The 17,782-nt window shown below is 74.2% G+C and carries 16 protein-coding genes; 11 read left to right on the plus strand and 5 right to left on the minus strand.

Going from position 1 to position 17,782, the window contains the following annotated elements; translation table 11 throughout:
• The first annotated feature begins 89 nt into the window (after window positions 1-89).
• Complete coding sequence (locus CG736_RS38425; protein ID WP_255419023.1) at window positions 90-212, plus strand: hypothetical protein; 123 nt, start codon at window positions 90-92, stop codon at window positions 210-212.
• 195 nt (window positions 213-407) lie between these two features.
• Window positions 408-1,622, plus strand: a complete 1,215-nt coding sequence (locus tag CG736_RS21705; RefSeq protein ID WP_100587849.1) for an MFS transporter — start codon at window positions 408-410, stop codon at window positions 1,620-1,622.
• A 41-nt stretch (window positions 1,623-1,663) separates the two neighbouring features.
• On the opposite strand, the gene CG736_RS21710 is transcribed toward CG736_RS21705, so the two are convergent.
• Complete coding sequence (locus CG736_RS21710) at window positions 1,664-2,317, minus strand: DUF2306 domain-containing protein (RefSeq protein ID WP_100587850.1); 654 nt, start codon at window positions 2,315-2,317, stop codon at window positions 1,664-1,666.
• A 161-nt stretch (window positions 2,318-2,478) separates the two neighbouring features.
• On the opposite strand from CG736_RS21710, the gene CG736_RS21715 reads away from it, so the two are divergent.
• The 5 genes from CG736_RS21715 (at window position 2,479) to CG736_RS38665 (ending at window position 7,274) form a co-directional block, all read left to right on the plus strand.
• Window positions 2,479-3,660, plus strand: coding sequence for a sensor histidine kinase (locus CG736_RS21715; protein WP_100587851.1), 1,182 nt, complete (start codon window positions 2,479-2,481; stop codon window positions 3,658-3,660).
• A complete protein-coding gene (locus CG736_RS21720; RefSeq protein WP_100587852.1) occupies window positions 3,657-4,358 on the plus strand; it encodes a response regulator transcription factor in 702 nt (233 codons plus the stop codon). The genes CG736_RS21715 and CG736_RS21720 overlap by 4 nt, the downstream gene beginning before the upstream one ends.
• Window positions 4,359-4,490: 132 nt before the next feature.
• On the plus strand, window positions 4,491-5,192 hold the full coding sequence (locus CG736_RS21725) for a hypothetical protein (protein WP_100587853.1): 702 nt from the start codon (window positions 4,491-4,493) through the stop codon (window positions 5,190-5,192).
• A gap of 246 nt (window positions 5,193-5,438) precedes the next feature.
• Window positions 5,439-6,056: a hypothetical protein gene (locus CG736_RS21730; protein WP_157815689.1), complete on the plus strand. Its 618-nt coding sequence runs from the start codon at window positions 5,439-5,441 to the stop codon at window positions 6,054-6,056.
• 252 nt (window positions 6,057-6,308) lie between these two features.
• A complete protein-coding gene (locus CG736_RS38665) occupies window positions 6,309-7,274 on the plus strand; it encodes a hypothetical protein (RefSeq protein WP_100587855.1) in 966 nt (321 codons plus the stop codon).
• Window positions 7,275-7,576: 302 nt separating this feature from the next.
• On the opposite strand, the gene CG736_RS21745 is transcribed toward CG736_RS38665, so the two are convergent.
• Window positions 7,577-8,938 carry a cation:dicarboxylate symporter family transporter gene (locus tag CG736_RS21745; RefSeq protein ID WP_100587856.1) on the minus strand — a complete coding sequence of 454 codons (1,362 nt, stop codon included), beginning with the start codon at window positions 8,936-8,938 and terminating at the stop codon, window positions 7,577-7,579.
• Window positions 8,939-9,129: 191 nt separating this feature from the next.
• Here CG736_RS21745 and CG736_RS21750 point away from each other — a divergent pair, with 191 nt between their 5' ends.
• Together CG736_RS21750 and CG736_RS21755 are read left to right on the plus strand one after the other, a co-directional pair.
• Window positions 9,130-10,785: a sensor histidine kinase gene (locus CG736_RS21750; RefSeq protein WP_100587857.1), complete on the plus strand. Its 1,656-nt coding sequence runs from the start codon at window positions 9,130-9,132 to the stop codon at window positions 10,783-10,785.
• Window positions 10,782-11,498 (plus strand): response regulator, encoded by a 717-nt coding sequence (locus CG736_RS21755; RefSeq protein WP_100587858.1) that lies wholly within the window; start codon window positions 10,782-10,784, stop codon window positions 11,496-11,498. Before CG736_RS21750 ends, CG736_RS21755 begins: the two co-directional genes overlap by 4 nt.
• Window positions 11,499-11,544: 46 nt before the next feature.
• Here CG736_RS21755 and CG736_RS21760 read toward each other — a convergent pair whose 3' ends face one another.
• Window positions 11,545-12,159 carry a class I SAM-dependent methyltransferase gene (locus CG736_RS21760; protein ID WP_100587911.1) on the minus strand — a complete coding sequence of 205 codons (615 nt, stop codon included), beginning with the start codon at window positions 12,157-12,159 and terminating at the stop codon, window positions 11,545-11,547.
• Between the two features lie 177 nt (window positions 12,160-12,336).
• Between CG736_RS21760 and CG736_RS21765 the strand changes: the two genes are divergently transcribed.
• Together CG736_RS21765 and CG736_RS21770 are read left to right on the plus strand one after the other, a co-directional pair.
• Window positions 12,337-13,710 carry a diaminobutyrate--2-oxoglutarate transaminase family protein gene (locus CG736_RS21765; RefSeq protein ID WP_100587859.1) on the plus strand — a complete coding sequence of 458 codons (1,374 nt, stop codon included), beginning with the start codon at window positions 12,337-12,339 and terminating at the stop codon, window positions 13,708-13,710.
• Window positions 13,711-14,031: 321 nt separating this feature from the next.
• The gene (locus CG736_RS21770) at window positions 14,032-15,477 is read left to right on the plus strand and encodes a pyridoxal-dependent decarboxylase (protein ID WP_100587860.1); all 1,446 of its coding nucleotides are present in this window, start codon (window positions 14,032-14,034) and stop codon (window positions 15,475-15,477) included.
• A gap of 15 nt (window positions 15,478-15,492) precedes the next feature.
• Here the strand turns inward: CG736_RS21770 and CG736_RS21775 are convergent, their stop codons facing one another.
• The gene (locus tag CG736_RS21775; protein WP_232734107.1) at window positions 15,493-16,293 is read right to left on the minus strand and encodes an inositol monophosphatase family protein; all 801 of its coding nucleotides are present in this window, start codon (window positions 16,291-16,293) and stop codon (window positions 15,493-15,495) included.
• Window positions 16,294-16,799: 506 nt separating this feature from the next.
• Window positions 16,800-17,549, minus strand: coding sequence for a MerR family transcriptional regulator (locus tag CG736_RS21780; protein WP_232734104.1), 750 nt, complete (start codon window positions 17,547-17,549; stop codon window positions 16,800-16,802).
• Window positions 17,550-17,782 lie beyond the last annotated feature (233 nt).

The raw sequence follows: 17,782 nt of genomic DNA on the forward strand, positions 1-17,782 counted from the left end.
GGATCGGGGTATCCGGAGGCCGTCCGCCCGAGGGTGGTCGCAGCGCCCGGGCACCCGGCCGGGGCGGACGATCCGGAGGTGGGCCGGCGATGGCGAACGATGTGCGACGGACGGCGAAGCGGTTGGTCAGGGCGGCGCTCTTCAGCGCGGTGCGGGCGGCCGCGGGGGCCGGCGGCACCGCGTTGGCGGTGTGGTGGCTCCAGCGGCGGTGACGGTCCGTCAGGACGTGGTGGGCGGAAGTGCGTGGACGGCGTCCGGGGCGGGTGGTCTAGCATGGCCGGCATGTTCCTCCTCCGTGACTAGGACCCCGCGCGGCGACCGCCCACCACGACCGGTGGCGCGGCGCCTTCGGCGTTCCTGTTCACCTTCCGGCGCGTTGCGCGCCGTCTTTCGCGAGGAACTTCACGATGTCTTCGTCGTCCTACAGGGCTGTCCTGCGTGCGCCCGGCGCGGCCCGACTGTTCGGTGCGGCCCTGATCGGCCGCCTCTCCTACGGCACCGTCTCGCTCTCCCTGCTGCTGGCCGTCGCCGCCACCACCGGCTCGTACGCGCGGGCCGGTTGGGTGATGGCGGTGTTCTCCACCGTCAGCGTCCTGCTGTTCCCGGCCCGGGCGGGGCTGGTCGATCGGCACGGTGCGCGTCGCGTTCTGCCGCCGATGGCGGCCGGGTACGCGCTGACGCTGGTCGGGTTGGCCGCCGCCACCTGGCGGTCCGGTGTGCCGTATCCCGTGCTGCTGGTGCTGGCCGCGGCGGCGGGAGTGTTCGCCCCGCCGCTCGGGCCCGTCACCCGGGCGCAGTGGAGCCGGCTGGTGACCGATCCCGAACTGCGCCGCCGTGCCTACAGCTTGGACACGGTGGCGGAGGAACTCCTGTACGTTACCGGCCCGTTGCTGGCGGGCGCCCTCGCGTCGGTGGCCCGGCCGGCGGTCGGCCTGCTGCTCAGCGCGGTGCTCGTCCTTGGCGGGACGGTCGCGCTGGCGGTCTCGGTGCCGCGTGAAGCAGCCAGGAACAACTCGGCCGAGGAGGCGGCGAGTTCGAGCACCAAGGGCCTGCTGTCCCGGGCCCGGCAGCCGCTGGCGGCTGCTGCCGGCGCGGGGGCGGGGCTCGGTGCGTTCGGCCTGCTGGCCGTGGTGTTCGCGGGCCGGCACGGGCGGGACGCGGATGTCGCCTGGGTGGAGGCCGCGCTCGCCGCGGGCAGCGCGGTCGGCGGATTGGCGCTGGGCGCCGTCAACTGGCGTGCGGCGGCGGGGAATCGGCTCACCGTGCTGACCGCCTTGCTTGGCGCCGCGCTCGCCCTGGCGGCGCTCGCCCCGTCCCTCCCCGTGCTGGCCGTGATCGCCGCGTTCGCCGGACTGGCCGTCGCTCCGACCCTCACCACCGCCTACTTGCTCACCGACGAGATCGCTCCGCCCGAGCAGCGCACCCGGGCCGGCGCCTGGGTCAACACGGCTTTCAACGCGGGCGGTTCGGCGTCCACGGCGCTGGTCGGTCTGCTCACCGAGCGCCTCCCGCTGTCGGTCTGCCTGCTCCTCGCCGCCGCCCCGGTGCTGGCCGCCCTCGCTGCCGCCCCGTCCTGGCGGAGGACGGCCGACACGGGCCGCGGGGTGCTGACGGAGGGCTGAGCCGGCGGCCCGGCGCGGCGGTAGCGGATGCCGACAGGCCGTCAGGCCGTCCGGCGGCGGCGCAGCATCCGCTCCACCACCGCCAGGTTGATCATCCAGGACGCCCACGCGCCGGAGGCGTACACCACCCCGAAGGGCAGGCCGGTCAGGCCGACGACGAACAGCCACAGGCGGAAGGTGACGGCGGCGAACATCAGCGCGTAGGAACGGAGCATCCAGCGTCGGTGCTCGGCGATCCGCCCGGCCCTGGCCCGGGCGACGCCGAGCGCCGTCGTGGTGAGGGTGAGCAGGTCGAGGGCGGCGAAGCCCAACGGGGAGAACGGCGGGAACAGCGCACGCGGCGCGATCAGCAGGCCGCCGATGCCCATTGCGAGGGCGGCGAGCGCGTAGAGGCGGCCGGTCCAGCGGTGCACGGCGGGGCGGCGGGCGCGCAGGCCGGGCAGGAACTGGGCGAGGCCGACGACCAGGGCGACGATGCCGCCACCGATGTGCAGGAGCAGCGGGGCGAGGTGGGCGAGGTAGACGGTGCGCTGCTGGGGGACGAAGGTGTCGGGGTCGAGGGTGAAGTAGCGGGCGGAGACCGCGGCGACCAGCAGCGCCAGGGTCGGGACGGCGATCCGGCCGGCCCGTCGCAGGGCGCCCCGCTTCCGTCCGGCGGTGGGTATCGGGGGCGCGGCGGGGTGATGGAGTGTCATGCCGAGGACGCTACGGAGCGGCCCCGGGCGGCGGCGTCCCCCCGCTGGGGGCAGCGGGATACCCCAGCGAGGGTAGGGAGATACCGCCGTACCCCAGGGGAACCCCGGTATCTCCCCGGACAGGCGTGCGAACACCGCCGCTCGGTGGCTAGCCTCACCGGGTGACCGACACCGGACCTCGCACCAGGTATCCCGCCGGTTCCGCCGAACCCCGGATCGCAGCGGTCCTGCGGACCCTGTGGCCCCTGCCGCCCGCGCTCAACGACGCGGGGCCCGCCGCCGTCCTGCTGGTGGCGATGCTGGTCGAACGGCTCGGATCGGCGGCCCGGATCGGCGGGCGGATGCCGCTCGCGCTCACCCTGACGCTGCTGCTCGCGGCGGCGGTCGTGGTCCGCCGCCGGGCGCCGCTGGCCGCGTACCTGGTGGGGACCGTCGCGCTCACCGTCGAGTCGCAACTCGTGCTGCCGAGCGTGGTCTCGCCGTACGCCAACCTGCTCGGCGCGTACGCGCTGGGACGGTACGGCGGACGGGGCCGGGCCGGGTACGGGCCGGTGATCGTGCCGGTCGGCGTGGCGGGCTACTTCCTGGGGCACCCGACCACGACCATCATGCCGATCAGCGTGCTGGCGGTCTGGCTGGCGGCCTGGGCGCTCGGCTGGGGCACCGCGCACCGGCTCGCCGAGCAGGCCGTCGAACGGCGGCAGGCCCGCGAGGAGTTGCTGGCCGAGGAACGCGCCCGGATCGCCCGCGAGGTGCACGACCTGGTCGGGCACTCGCTCAGCCTGATGCTCGTCCAGGCGGGCGCCGCCCGCCGGTTGATCGACCGCACCCCCGAACGCAGCCGCGACCTGCTCCGCGCGCTCGAACACACCGGTGCCGACGCCCTCGGCGAACTCGACCGGGTGCTGGGCCTGTTGCGCCGCACCGAACCCCAACTCGCCGACGGCACACCGCGCACCGAACCCGGCCTCGCCGAACTCCCCGCCCTGATCGGACGGATGGAACACGCCGGACTGCACATCACGCTCCGCCACGACGCCCCGCCCCTGCCCCTGGAACAGGACCGCTGCGCGTACCGGGTGGTCCAGGAGGCACTGACCAACACCCTGCGCCACTCCGGCGCCGAGCACGCCACCGTCCACATCCGCGCCACCCCCGACACCACCGCGATCGAGATCCGCGACGACGGCACCGGGCCACCGCCCGGCCACCGCCCCGGCCGCGGCCTCACCGGCATCGCCGAACGCGCCGCCCGCCTGCACGGCACCGCCGAGCACGGCCCCGGCCCCGACGGCGGCTTCCGCGTCCTCCTCACCCTCCCGTCGACCGGAACACCCGCATGAGCGCCCCCCGCCCCGTCCGGGTGCTGATCGCCGACGACGACCCGCTGCTCCGCGCCGGACTCGCCGTCGTCCTGGAGACCGCCGACGGCATCGAAGTGGCCGGCCAGGCCGAGGACGGGCTGCGCACCGTCGAACTCGCCCGGGTGCTGCGCCCCGACGTGGTGCTGATGGACGTGCGGATGCCCGGCTGCGACGGCGTCGAGGCGACCCGCCGGCTGGCCGGGGTCGGCCCCCGGGTGCTGGTGCTGACGACCTTTCACCACGACGCGTACGTGTGGGGTGCGCTGCGCGCCGGCGCGGCCGGATTCCTGCTGAAGCGGGCCTCCCCGGAGCGGCTGATCGACGCCGTCCACGCGGTCGCCGCGGGCGAGGCCGTCCTCGACCCGGCCGTCACCCGCGACCTGCTCGGCCACCTGCTCGCCGCTCCCGCCCCCGCCCCCGAGCCCGTCGGCGCCGACGGCAGCGGGCAGTTGGCGGCGCTCACCGCCCGGGAGCGCGAAGTCCTGCGGCTGGCCGCCGACGGCCGCCCCAACGACGAGATAGCGGCGCTGCTGCACCTGGCCGAGTCCACCGTGAAGACCCACGTCAAACGCATCCTGGCCAAGCTCGGCGTCCACGACCGCTCGCAGGCCGTGGTCGCCGCGTACCGGCACGGCCTGATGGGCCCGCACCCGTACCGCCCGCCCGGCGCGCCCTGATTCCGGAGGCCTCTCAACTCGGTCTCGTTTCAGCGTAGTTCGGTTGGCCGCCGACAGTCGGTGGAACCATCGACGGGTCAGCCGTTCGGTCTCGGGGGAGCCGCCGTGGCACAGACGCACAGGGGAAGACGAGTGGTCGGTGCAGCAGTCCTGCTGCTGGCGGGGTGCACCGGCTCCGGGGGGTCCGCCGTGAAGGCGGAGAAGTCGCCGTTGCCCGCCGTCAAGGTGCGGGCGGAGAAGGCGTTACCGGAGCGCGGACAGTGGGCGCTGCAGAACATGTGGGGGAAGCTGCCGATCGGTGGCGCCGACCGGCCGCAGCCCCGCACCAGCTTCCCGCCGCTGTCCGACGAGGGCCTCCGACCGCCTGACGCCGATCAGTTGATGCTGCTGGAGGCCTGGCCGAACGGCGCGACCCTGGTGGTGTGGATGCCGGACAGCACGGTCGCCTGCACCGGCGCGTTCGCCCTGGACGTCGAATACCTCGGAAAGCCGTCGCCCAGCCCGTCCGAGACGGACGATCCGGCGAACTACGCTCGGAGCGTCGCCTGCACCGAGGTGCCGAAGGACTCCAAGGTGACCAGGGTGACAGTTCGGAACGGGGGGTTCCCCCTGACCGAGGGGCTCGGGGCGGTGGTGCTGCTGACCGGCCCCGACGAACCGCTCCTCGCCCGAGACATGAGGACCGGCGTCGACTACGGCCCGATGCCTCAGCAGGTGGGGTGGACGGAGGACGGCCGGACGTTCCGCTTCGGGTACTACCTGAATGCGCCCTTCACGCCCAGGGACGCGGAGGTGTGCACCGCCGACGGCGACCGCTGCCTGCCGGTCGACTAGCACGGGCGGGGTCGGCACGGGCCGATGCCCGATCGCCTGCCCGCTGCGCCGTGATTCCGCGCGCGTTTCAACTCATTTTCTCTTCAAGGTAGTTCGGTTGTCGGCAGAAGGTCGGTGGAACCATCGACGGGTCAGCCGATCGGTCTCGGGGGAGCCGCCGTGGCACAGACGCACAGGGGAAGACGGTTGGCCGGTGCGGCAGTTCTGCTGCTGCTGACGGGGTGCACCGTCTTCGGGGAGCCCGTCGTGAAGGCGAAGAAGACGTCGCCGCCCGCCGTCCGGGTGCGGGCGGCGCAGCCGTTGCCGGCGCCCGGGCGGTGGGTGTTGCGGGACCTGCGGAAGATGCTGCCGGAGACCGGCATCACGTACTCGCCGCCCGAGGCCGATCAGTTGATGGTGCTGGAGGTCCTGCCGACCGGCGAGATCCTGGCGGTGTGGATGCCGGACAGTACGGTCGTCTGCACCGTCGCGTTCGCCGCGATCCTCGGGGTGGCACCGGCGGTCGGGAAGGCGTCGCCCGAGCCGGTGGTGACGGGCGATCCGTCGACCTACACCCAGTCCGTCAACTGCGTGGGCGTGCCCGACGAGCCCAAGGTGGTGGCTGTGAGCGGCCTGATCGGGTCCTTCCCCTCGACGGACGGGTACGGCACCGTGCTGCTGCTGACCGGCCCCGACGAACCGCTGGTGGCCCGGAACCCGAGTACGCACGACCAGTACGAGGCCATGACGCAGCAGGTGGCACGGGCGGACGACGGCCGGACCTTCCGGCTGGCGTACTACGTGAACGTGCCCTTCACGTTCAGGGACGCGGAGGTGTGCACCCTCAGCGGCGACCGCTGCCGGGCGGTCGACAAGCGGTACTGACGGGGCGGGCACACCGGTCCGACCAGTCTGCAGACCCACGACCTGACCGTCGTGACGGGCGGGGACGTCGCGTTCGCCACCATGCTGCACCTCGACTCGGGCAGCGGAAGGGCGGCCTCCAGGCGGCGATCCGGGTCCGGGAGACCACCTGCCTGCGGTGCGCGCCCGGTCCGACCGTCGCGGGAGGCGTATGACGGTGCGTCACCGTCGCGTCGGCGGGCTGTCCTTCCGGTGTGGTCGTACATTGAGCGGATGATCGTCGACAACGGGACGGGGCCGGCGCGGCCGGCGCGGTACGGGTGGGGGCCGTCCGGGCAGAGGCTGGCCGCGCAGGGGGAGTGGGGGGAGCTGCTCGGGCGGTTCCGGGTGGCCAGGGCGCTCGGCGACGGGTTGGCGGGGCCGCTCGGGCACCTGGTGGCGTACGGCGCGCCCGCCGCGGTCGCGGCGAGGTTGTTCGACCCCACGGCCGGGCCGGGCGCGGCGACGGTGGGGGACCACGACGCCGGGCCGCTGTGGGAGGTGCTCGCCACCCGCCACCCCTGGACGGTGCTGGCCGAGCTGCAGCTGCCGCCCGCGATCCGCCGGCCGGCCGCGCACACCCGCGCCCTGCTCGGCGACGGCCCGTCCGGTGGCGGGTGCGACGAGGCCGGGGTGCCGTACCGGCTGCGTCCGTGGGAGGACAGCGGATGGGAGCACGACACCCGGGTCCGCGAGTACCTGCCCGGCGGCGGCGCACGGCGCGCCCTGCAACTGGCGCCGCCCACCCGGGAAGGCCTCGGCGTCGTCCGACTGCCGTCCCCCGGTGCCCGGTTGACGGGGCGACTGGCGACCGGCCTGCTCGCCGGCCTGTCCGACTGGACCAGCGCCGTGTGTGTGCGCGGCCGCGCCACCGATGCCGCCGCGCAGCTCACCGCCGGTCCCGAAGTCACCGGCGGGCAGCTGCCGTTCGCCGCGCTGTATCCGGCGCTGGTCCACCTCGCGTCCGCCCGCTCCGACTGCGGCGCGGCCCAAGGGCGGCTCGCCGTCTGGCAGTTGCTCGCCGCGATGGAGGACGCCGACACCGCGGACCCGGCCCGCGTCGATGCCGTGGTCGGCCGCCTGCACTGCCTGGCCTGGACCGAACCGGGCGACGACCTCCGCCATCTGCACCTCGCCCTGGAGGACCCTGCCACCGGCCTCGCCTGGGCGCTCTCCGGCACCACCCCCGACCCCGCCTGACGTGCTGCGCTCCTTCGCGGTGCGGGCGAACGGCGATGCCCTCGCCTGATGTGCTGCGTCCCTTCGCGGTGCGGGTGAACGGCGATGCCCTCGCCTGATGTGCTGCGTCCCTTCGCGGTGCGGGCGAACGGCGATGCCCTCGTCTGACGCGCCGCACTCCTTCGCGGTGCGGGTGAACGGCGACGCCCCCGCCTGACGTGCCGCACTTCTCGGCGGTGCGGGTGAACGGCGACGCCCCCGCCGGTGCCCGGGCGGACCCGGGGCGCCGACAGGGGCGGAGTGCAGTCGTGGCCGAGGACCGGTCAGGCGGCCGGCTCGGTCACCGGGGCCTGCGCCTGGGCCGGCAGTTCGGCGCCCTCGGGCGCGCCCGCGGTCTCGTCGTAGGGGAGCTCGCCGGCCAGCACGGCGTTCATCCGCTCGCGGTCGAGCTCGCCCGTCCAGTGGCCGATCAGCACGGTGGCGGCGGCGTTGCCCGCGAAGTTGGTCATGGCACGGGCCTCCGACATGAAGCGGTCGATGCCGACGATCAGGCCGACACCGTCGACCAGCGCGGGCTTGTGGGACTGCAGGCCGCCGGCCAGCGTGGCCAGGCCCGCGCCGGTGACGCCCGCCGCGCCCTTGGAGGCGATCACCATGAACAGCAGCAGGGAGAGCTGCTCGCCGATCGACATCGGCTTGTCCATCGCCTCGGAGATGAAGATCGAGGCCATGGTGAGGTAGATGGCGGTGCCGTCCAGGTTGAAGCTGTAGCCGGTCGGCACGGTGATGCCGACGACCGGGCGGCTCACGCCGAGGTGCTCCATCTTCGAGATCAGCCGGGGCAGCGCGCTCTCGGAGGACGAGGTGGACAGGATCAGCAGGAACTCCCGGCCCAGGTAGCGCAGCAGGGAGAAGACGTTCACGCCGGCGGCCAGCCGGAGCAGCAGGCCGAGCACCACGACCACGAACAGTACGCAGGTCACGTAGAAGCCGACCATGATCACGGCGAGGCTCTTCAGCGCGGCCGTGCCGGTCGCGCCGACCACCGCCGCCATCGCGCCGAACGCGCCGATCGGGGCGACCCACATGATCATCGACATCACCCGGAACACCAGCTTCTGCAGGTGCTCCACACCGCGCAGGATCGGCGCGCCCGCCGTTCCCATGCCCTGTAGTGCGAAGCCGACCAGCAGCGCCACCAGCAGGGTCTGCAGGACCTGGCCCTGGGTCAGCGCCGACACCAGGGTGGTGGGGATGATCCCGAGCAGGAAGTCGGTGGTGGTCGCGGCGCCGGCCGCGGCCTGCGCGTGGCCGGACTTCGCCAGCGCCGCGGTCAGGTGCAGACCGCTGCCCGGCTCCAGCAGGTTGCCCACCAGCAGACCGATGCCGAGCGCCACCGTCGAGGTCAGCAGGAAGTAGCCGAGCGCCAGACCGCCGACCCGGCCGACCTTCGCCGCCTTGGTGACCGAGCCCACACCCAGCACGATGGTGCAGAAGATCACCGGGGAGATCATCATCTTGATGAGGTTGACGAAGCCGGTGCCGACCGGCTTCAGCTCCACCGCGAACTTCGGGGCGGCCAGACCCACCACGATCGCCGCGATCACCGCCGCGATCACCGCCAGGTACAGGTAGTGGGTCCGATCCGATCTGCGCGTCGGCTTCCCGCTCGTGGTGGGGGTCATCCGCTCGGCTCCTTCGCCGTAGGCTCGTTCTCGTCGCGCCACCGGGGGGAGTGGACGCGACCGGCCCGTGGGTGGCGGGCCGCGGCTGACTATCCGCGCCCTCGTGGGGCACGTCACGATTGCGGTCATAGAGTTCACGGGAAACCCCCGCGAACGTCGTGACAAGCCCGTGACCAGGCACACTTGTCGGCATGCACCCGCCCAGCCCGACCGCCCGTGCCGCTCGCGCCGCCCGCCCCCGTCGGCGCCGCAGCCTGGCCGGACGGCTGTTCGCGGTCCAGGTGGTCATCGTCGGGGCCGTGGTCGCCGGCGGCGCCGTGCTCGCCTACCTGTTCACCGCCGCCCGCGCCGAGGACACCGCCCGCCACGAGGCCACCGCCGTCGCCCAGTCCGTCGCCGACGCCCCCACCGTCCGTGCGGCCGCCGTCGGTCCGGACCCCAGCGCGGTTCTCCAGCCGTACGCCCAGCGGGTCCGCGCCGACACCTACGTCGACTTCGTCACGGTCATGGACCCGCAGGGCATCCGCTGGACCCACCCCGACCCGGCGCAGATCGGCCGGCCCTTCCTCGGTCACATCGACCAGGCCCAGCAGGGCCGCCTCCAGCAGGAGACCTACACCGGCACCCTCGGCCCGTCCGTGCGCGTCGTCGCCCCCGTCTACGACGACGAACACCACGTGGTCGCCCTGGTCAGCGCGGGCATCACCGTCGACAACATCTCCGCCCGGCTGCGCGTCCCGCTGCTCGCCCTCACCGGCGTCGCCGTCGGCGCCCTGACGCTCGGCGCCGCCGCCAGCTACCTGGTCGCCGCCCGGCTGCGCCGCGACACCCACGGCATGGACGCCGAGGAACTCGCCCACCTGTACGACTACCACCAGGCGACGCTGCACTCGGTGCGCGAAGGGCTGGTGCTGCTCGACCGCGACCACCGGGTGCTGCTGTGCAACGATGCCGCCCGCGAGCTGCTCCAAGTCGCCGACGAGGTCGAAGGGCTGACGGTGCGTCAGATGGGGCTTTCGAGCTCGCTGAACCGGGCGATGGAGTCCGTCGAGCCGGTGCGCGACGAGGTGCACCTGACCGCCGAACGCGTGCTGCTGGTCAACACCTCGCCGATCGGGGCCGGACTCGGTAGCGTGGTCACCCTCCGGGACCACACCGAACTCCAAGGACTCACCGGCGAGTTGGACACCGTCAAGGGCATCGCCGCGGCACTCGACGCGCAGGCCCACGAAGCCGCCAACCGGCTGCACGCCGTGGTCTCGCTGATCGAACTCGGCCGCCACCGCGAGGCGGTGGAGTTCGCCACCGCCGAACTCGCCCTCGCCCAACGGCTCACCGACCAGGTGGTCGGCGCGGTCGGCGAACCCGTGCTCGCCGCACTGCTGCTCGGCAAGGCCGCGCAGGCCGCCGAACGCGGCGTCGAACTCCACCTCACCGAGGACAGCCGGATCGACGACGGCGTCCTGCCCGACCGGCTCACCCCGCGCGACCTGGTCACCCTGCTCGGCAACCTGATCGACAACGCGGTCGACGCCGCCATCGAGAACGCCGCCCACGCCGCCCCGGAAGTCCGGGTCACCGCCCGCACCGAGGACGGCCACCTGCTGCTCCGGGTCGCCGACACCGGTGCCGGCGTCGACCCCGCCGCCGCCGACGAGGTCTTCCGCCGCGGCTGGACCACCAAGCAGCACGGCCGCGGACTCGGCCTCGCGCTGGTCGCCCAGACCGCCCGCCGCAACGGCGGCGACGTCCGACTGGGCCACGGCGACCACCGGTTCGGCGGGCCGTGCGGCGGCGCGGTGCTCACCGTCCGACTCCCGCTCCAGCGCCCGGCGGTGGACGCATGATCGGCCTCCCCGAGCAGCGGCCGATCCGGGTCCTGGTGGTCGAGGACGACCCGGTCGCCGCCGACGCCCACGCCCGGTACGTCGCTGCCACCCCCGGTTTCACCGTCACCGCCACCGCGCACTCCCGCGCCGAGGCCGTCCGCGCCCTCGACCGCGCCCGGGAGGCCGGCGCCCCGGTCGAGCTGATCCTGCTCGACCTCTACCTCCCCGACGGCCACGGCCTGCACCTGTGCGCCACGTTGCGCGCCGCCGGGCACAGCGCCGACATCATCGCCGTCACCTCCGCCCGCGACCTCGCCACCGTCCGGCAGGCCGTCTCCGCCGGCGTCGTCCAGTACCTGCTGAAACCGTTCGGCGCCGCAGCGCTCGGCGACCGCCTGCGCCAGTACGCCCGCTACCGGGCCAGTCTCGGTCGCGAGGGCGAGGCTCTCGGGCAGGACGAGGTCGACCGCGCCCTCGCCCTGCTGCGCGGCACCGACCGCACCAGCCTCCCCAAGGGCCTGACCGCCGCCACCCTGGAGACCCTCGCCACCGCCCTGCGCACCGCCCCCGACGGCCTCTCCGCCGGCGCGGCCGCCGAGGCCACCGGCGTCTCCCGGATCACCGCCCGCCGCTACCTCGAACACCTGGTCACCACCGGCCACGCCACCCGCGAACCCCGCTACGGGCAGGTCGGCCGTCCTGAACTCGGGTACCGCTGGAAGTGCGAATAGCCGGACCCGGCAGGCCGCTGGGCAGATCAGTCGCGTCGGGTGCGCGTCAGGCGCGTTCGGCGAGGACCAGGAAGCGGTCCGGCTCGTCGGTGTAGGAAAGCGGTTTCCAGCCGGTGGCGGCGAGGAGCGGGAACAGGTTGTCGCGGGCGCGCAGGTCGTCCGCGGTGACGGGGCGGCCGTGGCGGGCGGCGAGGGCGGCGCGGCCGACGGGGTGGTACAGGGCGAGGCGGCCGCCCGGGCGGGTGACGCGGGCGAGTTCGCGCAGGCCGGTGTCGGGGCCCGGCAGATGGGAGATCAGACCGGCCCCGAAGACCAGGTCCGCGACGGCGTCGGGGAGCGGGAGCCGGGTGCAGTCGGCCTGCAGTAGGGCGGCGTCGGAGCGGTGTTCCGCGGCCCGCTCCAGCATCTCCCGGGTGAGGTCTACGCCGAGGACGGCGCCCGACGGACCGACCGCCGCGCGCAGCAGCGGCAGCGCGCGGCCGGTGCCGCAGCCCGCGTCGACGGCGAACTGGCCGACCGTCAGGCTGGTGTCGGCGATCGCGGCGGCGTAGCGCGGACCGTCGTCCGGGAACTTGGCGTCCCAGCCGGCGGCGCGTTCGGCGAAAAAGGCTTGGGTGTCGGCGAGTTCGCGGGCGTGCGCGTCAGGGGGCGGAGTTTCCATGGCGGCAGGGTACTTGGGCCGCAGCCGTGACTTCGGCGTGGTCATGCTCGTTGGGGAGGCGGGTGTGAGAAATGGTGCGTGCTCACTCGGACGAGTGATCAAAGTGCCCCGGGGCGGCACCCGTCGGAGCCTCGGGAGTAAAGTTAGGCTTACCTAACTTCCCAAGGGAGCTCCGCTGTGACCCTCACCGTCGGCACCTCCGCCGCGCCCGCCGGCGACGCGATCCTGCGCCGCCAGCGCATCCGCGAATCCGCCGCCCGCACCTACGCCCGGTCGTTCCCGATCGTCCCGGTGCGCGCGAACGGCATGACCGTGGAGGGCGCCGACGGCCGCCGCTACCTGGACTGCCTCTCCGGCGCCGGCACCCTCGCGCTCGGTCACAACCACCCCGTGGTGCTCGAAGCCATCCGCCGCACGCTGGACAGCGGCGCCCCGCTCCACCTGCTCGACCTCGCCACCGCCGAGAAGGACGACTTCACCACCGCGCTGTTCGAGAGCCTCCCCGAGAAGTTCGCCGCCAAGGCCCGGATCCACTTCTGCGGCCCCGCCGGCACCGACGCCGTCGAAGCCGCCCTCAAGCTCATGCAGACCGCCACCGGCCGCCGCGGCGCCCTCGCCTTCACCGGCGCCTACCACGGCATGACCGCCGGCGCCTTGGCCGTCACCGGAAACACCGCCGTCAAGGCCCCGCTGCCCAGTGCCGGTGAAGTCACCCGCCTGCCCTACCCGTACGCCTACCGCTGCCCGTTCGGCCTCGGCGGCGAACGCGGCGCGGAGCTGGCCGCCGCCTACACCGAGCGCCTGCTCGACGACCCGTCGGGGGGCGTGCTCCCGGCCGCCGCGATGATCCTCGAACCCGTGCAGGGCGAGGGTGGCGTCGTCCCCGCACCCGACGGCTGGCTCCGTGAGATGCGCCGGATCACCGCCGAACGGGGCATCCCGCTGATCGTCGACGAGGTGCAGACGGGCGTCGGCCGCACCGGCCGGATGTGGGCGGTGGAGCACAGCGGCATCGAGCCGGACGCGATGGTGCTGTCCAAGGCGATCGGCGGCAGTCTTCCGCTCGCCGTCGTCGTCTACCGCGAGGAGTACGACAGTTGGCGGCCCGGCGCGCACACCGGCACCTTCCGCGGCAACACCCTCGCGATGGCGGCCGGCGCCGCGACGCTCCGCCACATCGCCGCGAACGGACTGGCCGCCCGGGCCGAAACGGTCGGGGCCCGGCTCGCCGCCCGCCTGGACGGCGCCCGCGACCGCCTCCCGGTGATCGGCGACGTCCGCGGCCGCGGCCTGATGCTCGGCGTCGAACTCGTCGACCCCGCAGGCGAATCCGACAGCTGCGGCGCCCGCCCCGCGAACCCCGGCCTCGCCGTCCGGGTCCGCGAAGCCTGCCTCGCCCGCGGCCTGATCGTCGAACTCGGCGGCCGCCACGACGCCGTCCTGCGGCTTCTCCCCCCGCTCACCATCACCGACGAGCAGGCCGACGCCGTCCTCGAACGGCTCTGCGAGGCCATCGAGTTCGCGATGCGAGAGCCTGCGGCGGCGGGGTGAGGAGTGGGCGGGTGCGGTCGCCGGGTGGGATCGGCGGAGCCCCGTGCGGCCGGAGGTGGGTGGGGCGGGGTCGTTCGTCGGCGCTTCGGGGGCCTGCGGTGGCCGGTCGGGCCGTGGACGGCGGAGGCGAGTGGGTCGGGGGCGTCCATCGGCCGACCCGGGCGCGGACAACTGTCGTGACCTGTACGCCACTTGCCTCCGGCTGCCGCGCGGGGTCGGCGACCACCGCGCCGAGTCCCGGGGCGTGTCCGCCTGCTCGGTCGCGAGCAGGCGGGCCGGCGTCATGAAGCTGAATCTGTCTCTGTGGAAAGTGGGTGGGACGTGGGCGGGTTAACCGAACTCTCCGGTGGTGTGGGCGGGCCCGAGGCGTTGCGGCCGTTGCTGGCGCAGGTGCTGGCGGCGCTGACTGCCGGGGCGGTGCGGCGAGGTGGGCCGGTGGTGGCCGGGGAGCCGGCGGTGGTGGGGGAGATGGTCCGGGAGGCGTTGGAGCGGGCTCAAGGGCCGGGCGCGCTGGGCCAGTTGGTGGAACTGCTGGCGCACGGCGCGGCCGACCCCGCGGACCCGGCCTGCGCGGCGCACCTGCACTGCCCGCCACTGGCCGTCGCGGTGGCCGCCGACCTCGCCGTGAGCGCCCTCAACCCGTCCCAGGACTCCTGGGACCAGGCCCCGGCCGCCACCGCACTGGAGAGTGAACTCCTCGCGGAGCACGCGGAGTTGGTGGGCTTCCGGCCGGATCGCGCGGCGGGCGTGCTGACCACCGGCGGCACCGAGTCCAACCTGATGGGGCTGATGCTGGCCCGCGACCAACGTCTCGGCCCGGACGTCGAGTTGAACGGCATCCCGCACGGCGTCCGGCCCCGGATCCTGGCGTCCGAGGTCGCCCACTTCTCCGTCCAGCGGGCCGCCGCGCTGCTCGGCCTCGGCGAGCGCGCCGTCCGCGCCGTCCCCGTCGACCGCCAACTGCGCATGGTGCCGGACGCGTTGGCCGATGCGTTCGCCGAGGCCGGCTGGGAGGGCGCCACCCCGATCGCCGTGGTCGCCACCGCCGGCACCACCGACACCGGCGCCGTCGATCCGCTGCAGCAGGTCGCCGACCTCGCCGCCCGCCACGGCACCTGGCTGCACGCGGACGCCGCGTACGGCGGCGGCGCCCTGTTCTCCGACCGGCTCGCCCCGCTGCTGGACGGCCTCGACCGGGCGGACTCGGTCTCCCTCGACTGGCACAAGCTCGGCTGGCAGCCCGCCGCCGCAGGCGTCTTCCTGGTCCGCGACGCCCGCACCTACGGCTCGCTGGCCCGCCGCGCCGTCTACCTCAACCCCGCCGACGACGAGGAGGCCGGCTACCCCAGCCTGCTCGGCCAGTCGCTGCGCACCACCCGTCGGCCCGACGCGTTCAAACTCGCCGTCACCCTGCGGACGTTGGGCCGGGACGGGCTCGGCGCGCTGGTCGACCGCTGCCACCAGCTGGCCCTTCGGGCGGCCGAACTCGTCCGGGACGAGCCCGAGTTGGAGCTCTACTGCGAACCGGTGCTGACCACCGTAGTGTTCCGGTACGTGGCGGAGGACGGCGACCACGTCAACGCGGAGCTGCGCCGCCGCCTGCTGCGCACCGGCCGGGCCGTCGTCGGCCGCACCGAACTCCCGGGCAGCGGCCCGGGCCGGGTACGGCTGAAGCTGACGCTGCTCAACCCGCACACCACCGAACGGGAGGTGGAGTCGCTGCTGGCGGCCGTCGTGGAGAGCGGGCGCGCGGTGCAGAAGCAGTAGGCGCCCCGGCGGGCGTCAGAACCCCTTGAGCAGGATCTCCCTGAGCGTCTCCCACTGGTCCGGATCCGCCGCGACCAGCAGGCCGTTGGTGCCGCCGGGAGGCTCGGGCAGGTACGGGGAGCCGTCGAAACGGGCGGAGCGGCCGCCGGCCTCGGTGATCAGGAGGGAACCCGGGGCGTGGTCCCAGGGGAGGGTGCGCCAGTACAGGATGAAGTCGCGCTCACCGGTGGCGACCAGCGGGTACTCGATACCGGCGGCTCTGCGGCCCGGATCCAACGGGCCCAGCGCGCGGGCGTTGGCGAGCAGGCGGTGGCTGGTGGGCGGGTCGAAGTAGCGGGACTTCAGGATGCCCGTCCAGCTCTCCGGAGCGGTGGTGAGCTGCTCCCGGACCAGCCGCCTCCCGTTCTGCCAGGCCCCCGCGCCGAGTTCGGCGGTGTAGGCGGTGCCGGAGCACGGCTGCCAGATCCAGGCGGCGACGGCCCGGCCGCTCCGGACCAGCGAGGCCATCACGGCGTACGAGGGCTCACCGGCGACGAAGTTCTTGGTGCCGTCGACCGGGTCGACCAGCCAGGCCGCGGGCTCGTCCAGCAGCGCCCGGGCGAGCGCCGGGTCGGCGGCCACGGCCTCCTCGCCGACCACGGGGACGGGCAGCAGCTCGCGCAGCCGCCGGGTGATGATCCGCTCGGCGTCCCGGTCCGCGACGGTGACGAGATCGCCGGGGGCCTTCTCCATCACCTCGCCCTCGGCCAGCGCCCGGAACCGAGGCTCGACCGCCTCCGCCGCCGCCTCCACGAGGATCTCGGTGACCTTCTCCATCAACACGCCCGCGCTCCCTTCACCGCCCCCACTCTCCCATGCCCTGGTGTGGCGGGTGGTGCGCAGGTGGTTGGTGGGATCAGTGACCGCGTGCGCGGGGCGGTGGAGGGTCGGGAGTGGAGGGGGTGCGGAGCGTGGCGGGTGGTGCGCAGGTGGCTGGTGGGATCGGCGACCGCGTCCGCGGGGCGGCGGAGGGTCGGGAGTAGAGGGGTGTGGGTGTGACAGGTGGTGCGTAGGACCAGCGACCGCGTGCGCGGAGCGGTGGAGGGTCGGGAGTGGATGGGGTGCGGGGTGTGGTGGGTGGTGTGCAGGTGCTTGGTGGGATCAGTGACCGTGTGCGGGGCGGTGGAGGGCCGGGAACGGATGGGGTGCGGGGCGTGGCGGGTGGTGGGCAGGTGGCCGGCGGGCGAGAAGGGCGCCTGCGCGGGCGTGGAGAGGGCCGGCCGGCGACCGGGCCGGCGAGGGGCGGGGTGTCGCGGAGCGGGTGATCGGTGGCGGCGCAGCCACTACTCGCCGGCGAGCCGGCCGTACTCGGTGCGGGCGCGGCGGTCCATGGCCAGGGCGAACTGGGCGTCGTTGACGGCCCGGGCGAGGGGGCGGATGCGGTGGATGCGTTCGGTGAGGCGGGCGGCCTCGGCGGGGGTGAGGTCCTGGACGTGGGTGAGCGCGCCGAGCAGGTGGTCGCGGATCAGCGCGACGAAGGCGTCGGCCATCGCGTCGGCGTACTCGCTGGCGCGCCGGCTGACGTCCAGGACGGCGGACAGCGGCACGCCCTCGTCGACCAGGGCGACGGTGGCGTCCATCAGGCGGCGGCTGATGTGGGTGATGCCGTCGGGGTCGAGGGTGATGAAGCCCTGGGCGAGGGATTCGGCGGTGTTGGCCTCGGTCAGTTGGTCGCCGAACGCGGCGCGCAGCTCGTCCCAGCCGAGGTGGACGGGCGTCTCGTCGGACCAGGGGGCGACCAGGGCGGCCTGGAGGCCGATCAGTTCGGCGACATCGCGGCCGTCCTCGCCGGCGCCGATCAGTTCGGCGATGCCGCCGAGCGCGTGGCCGCGTTCCAGCAGTTCGGCGATCAGGCGCAGCCGGGCCAGGTGTGCGGGGCCGTACCAGGCGATCCGGCCGACCTTGCGGGGTGGCGGGAGCAGGCGGCGTTCGCGGTAGAAGCGGACGGTGCGCACGCTGATGCCGGCCGCCTCGGCGAGCTCGGTGATGCGGTACTCGTCGGGGGGTTCGCGGTCCTGCTCGATCTCCGCCACGCGGGTCAGCATAGGGCCGACCGGGCGGGGCGAACACATGTGTGATCCCCGCTGTCCGCGCTATTCCACTCGGTGTCAATAAGGGCTACTCTGCCAAACGCGCCAGTGATTACTGGCAGCATCCGGGGCCCCAGTCAAGGCCCCATCCCCCCACCTCTCAGCGGCAGTTCACCGCCGCGCTGAGCAGCACCGCACCGGCCCGTGCCGCCCCACCCTCGCCAGGAGGACCCGCC

The organism is Kitasatospora sp. CB02891, from assembly GCF_002803145.1.
GTDB lineage: Bacteria > Actinomycetota > Actinomycetes > Streptomycetales > Streptomycetaceae > Kitasatospora > Kitasatospora griseola.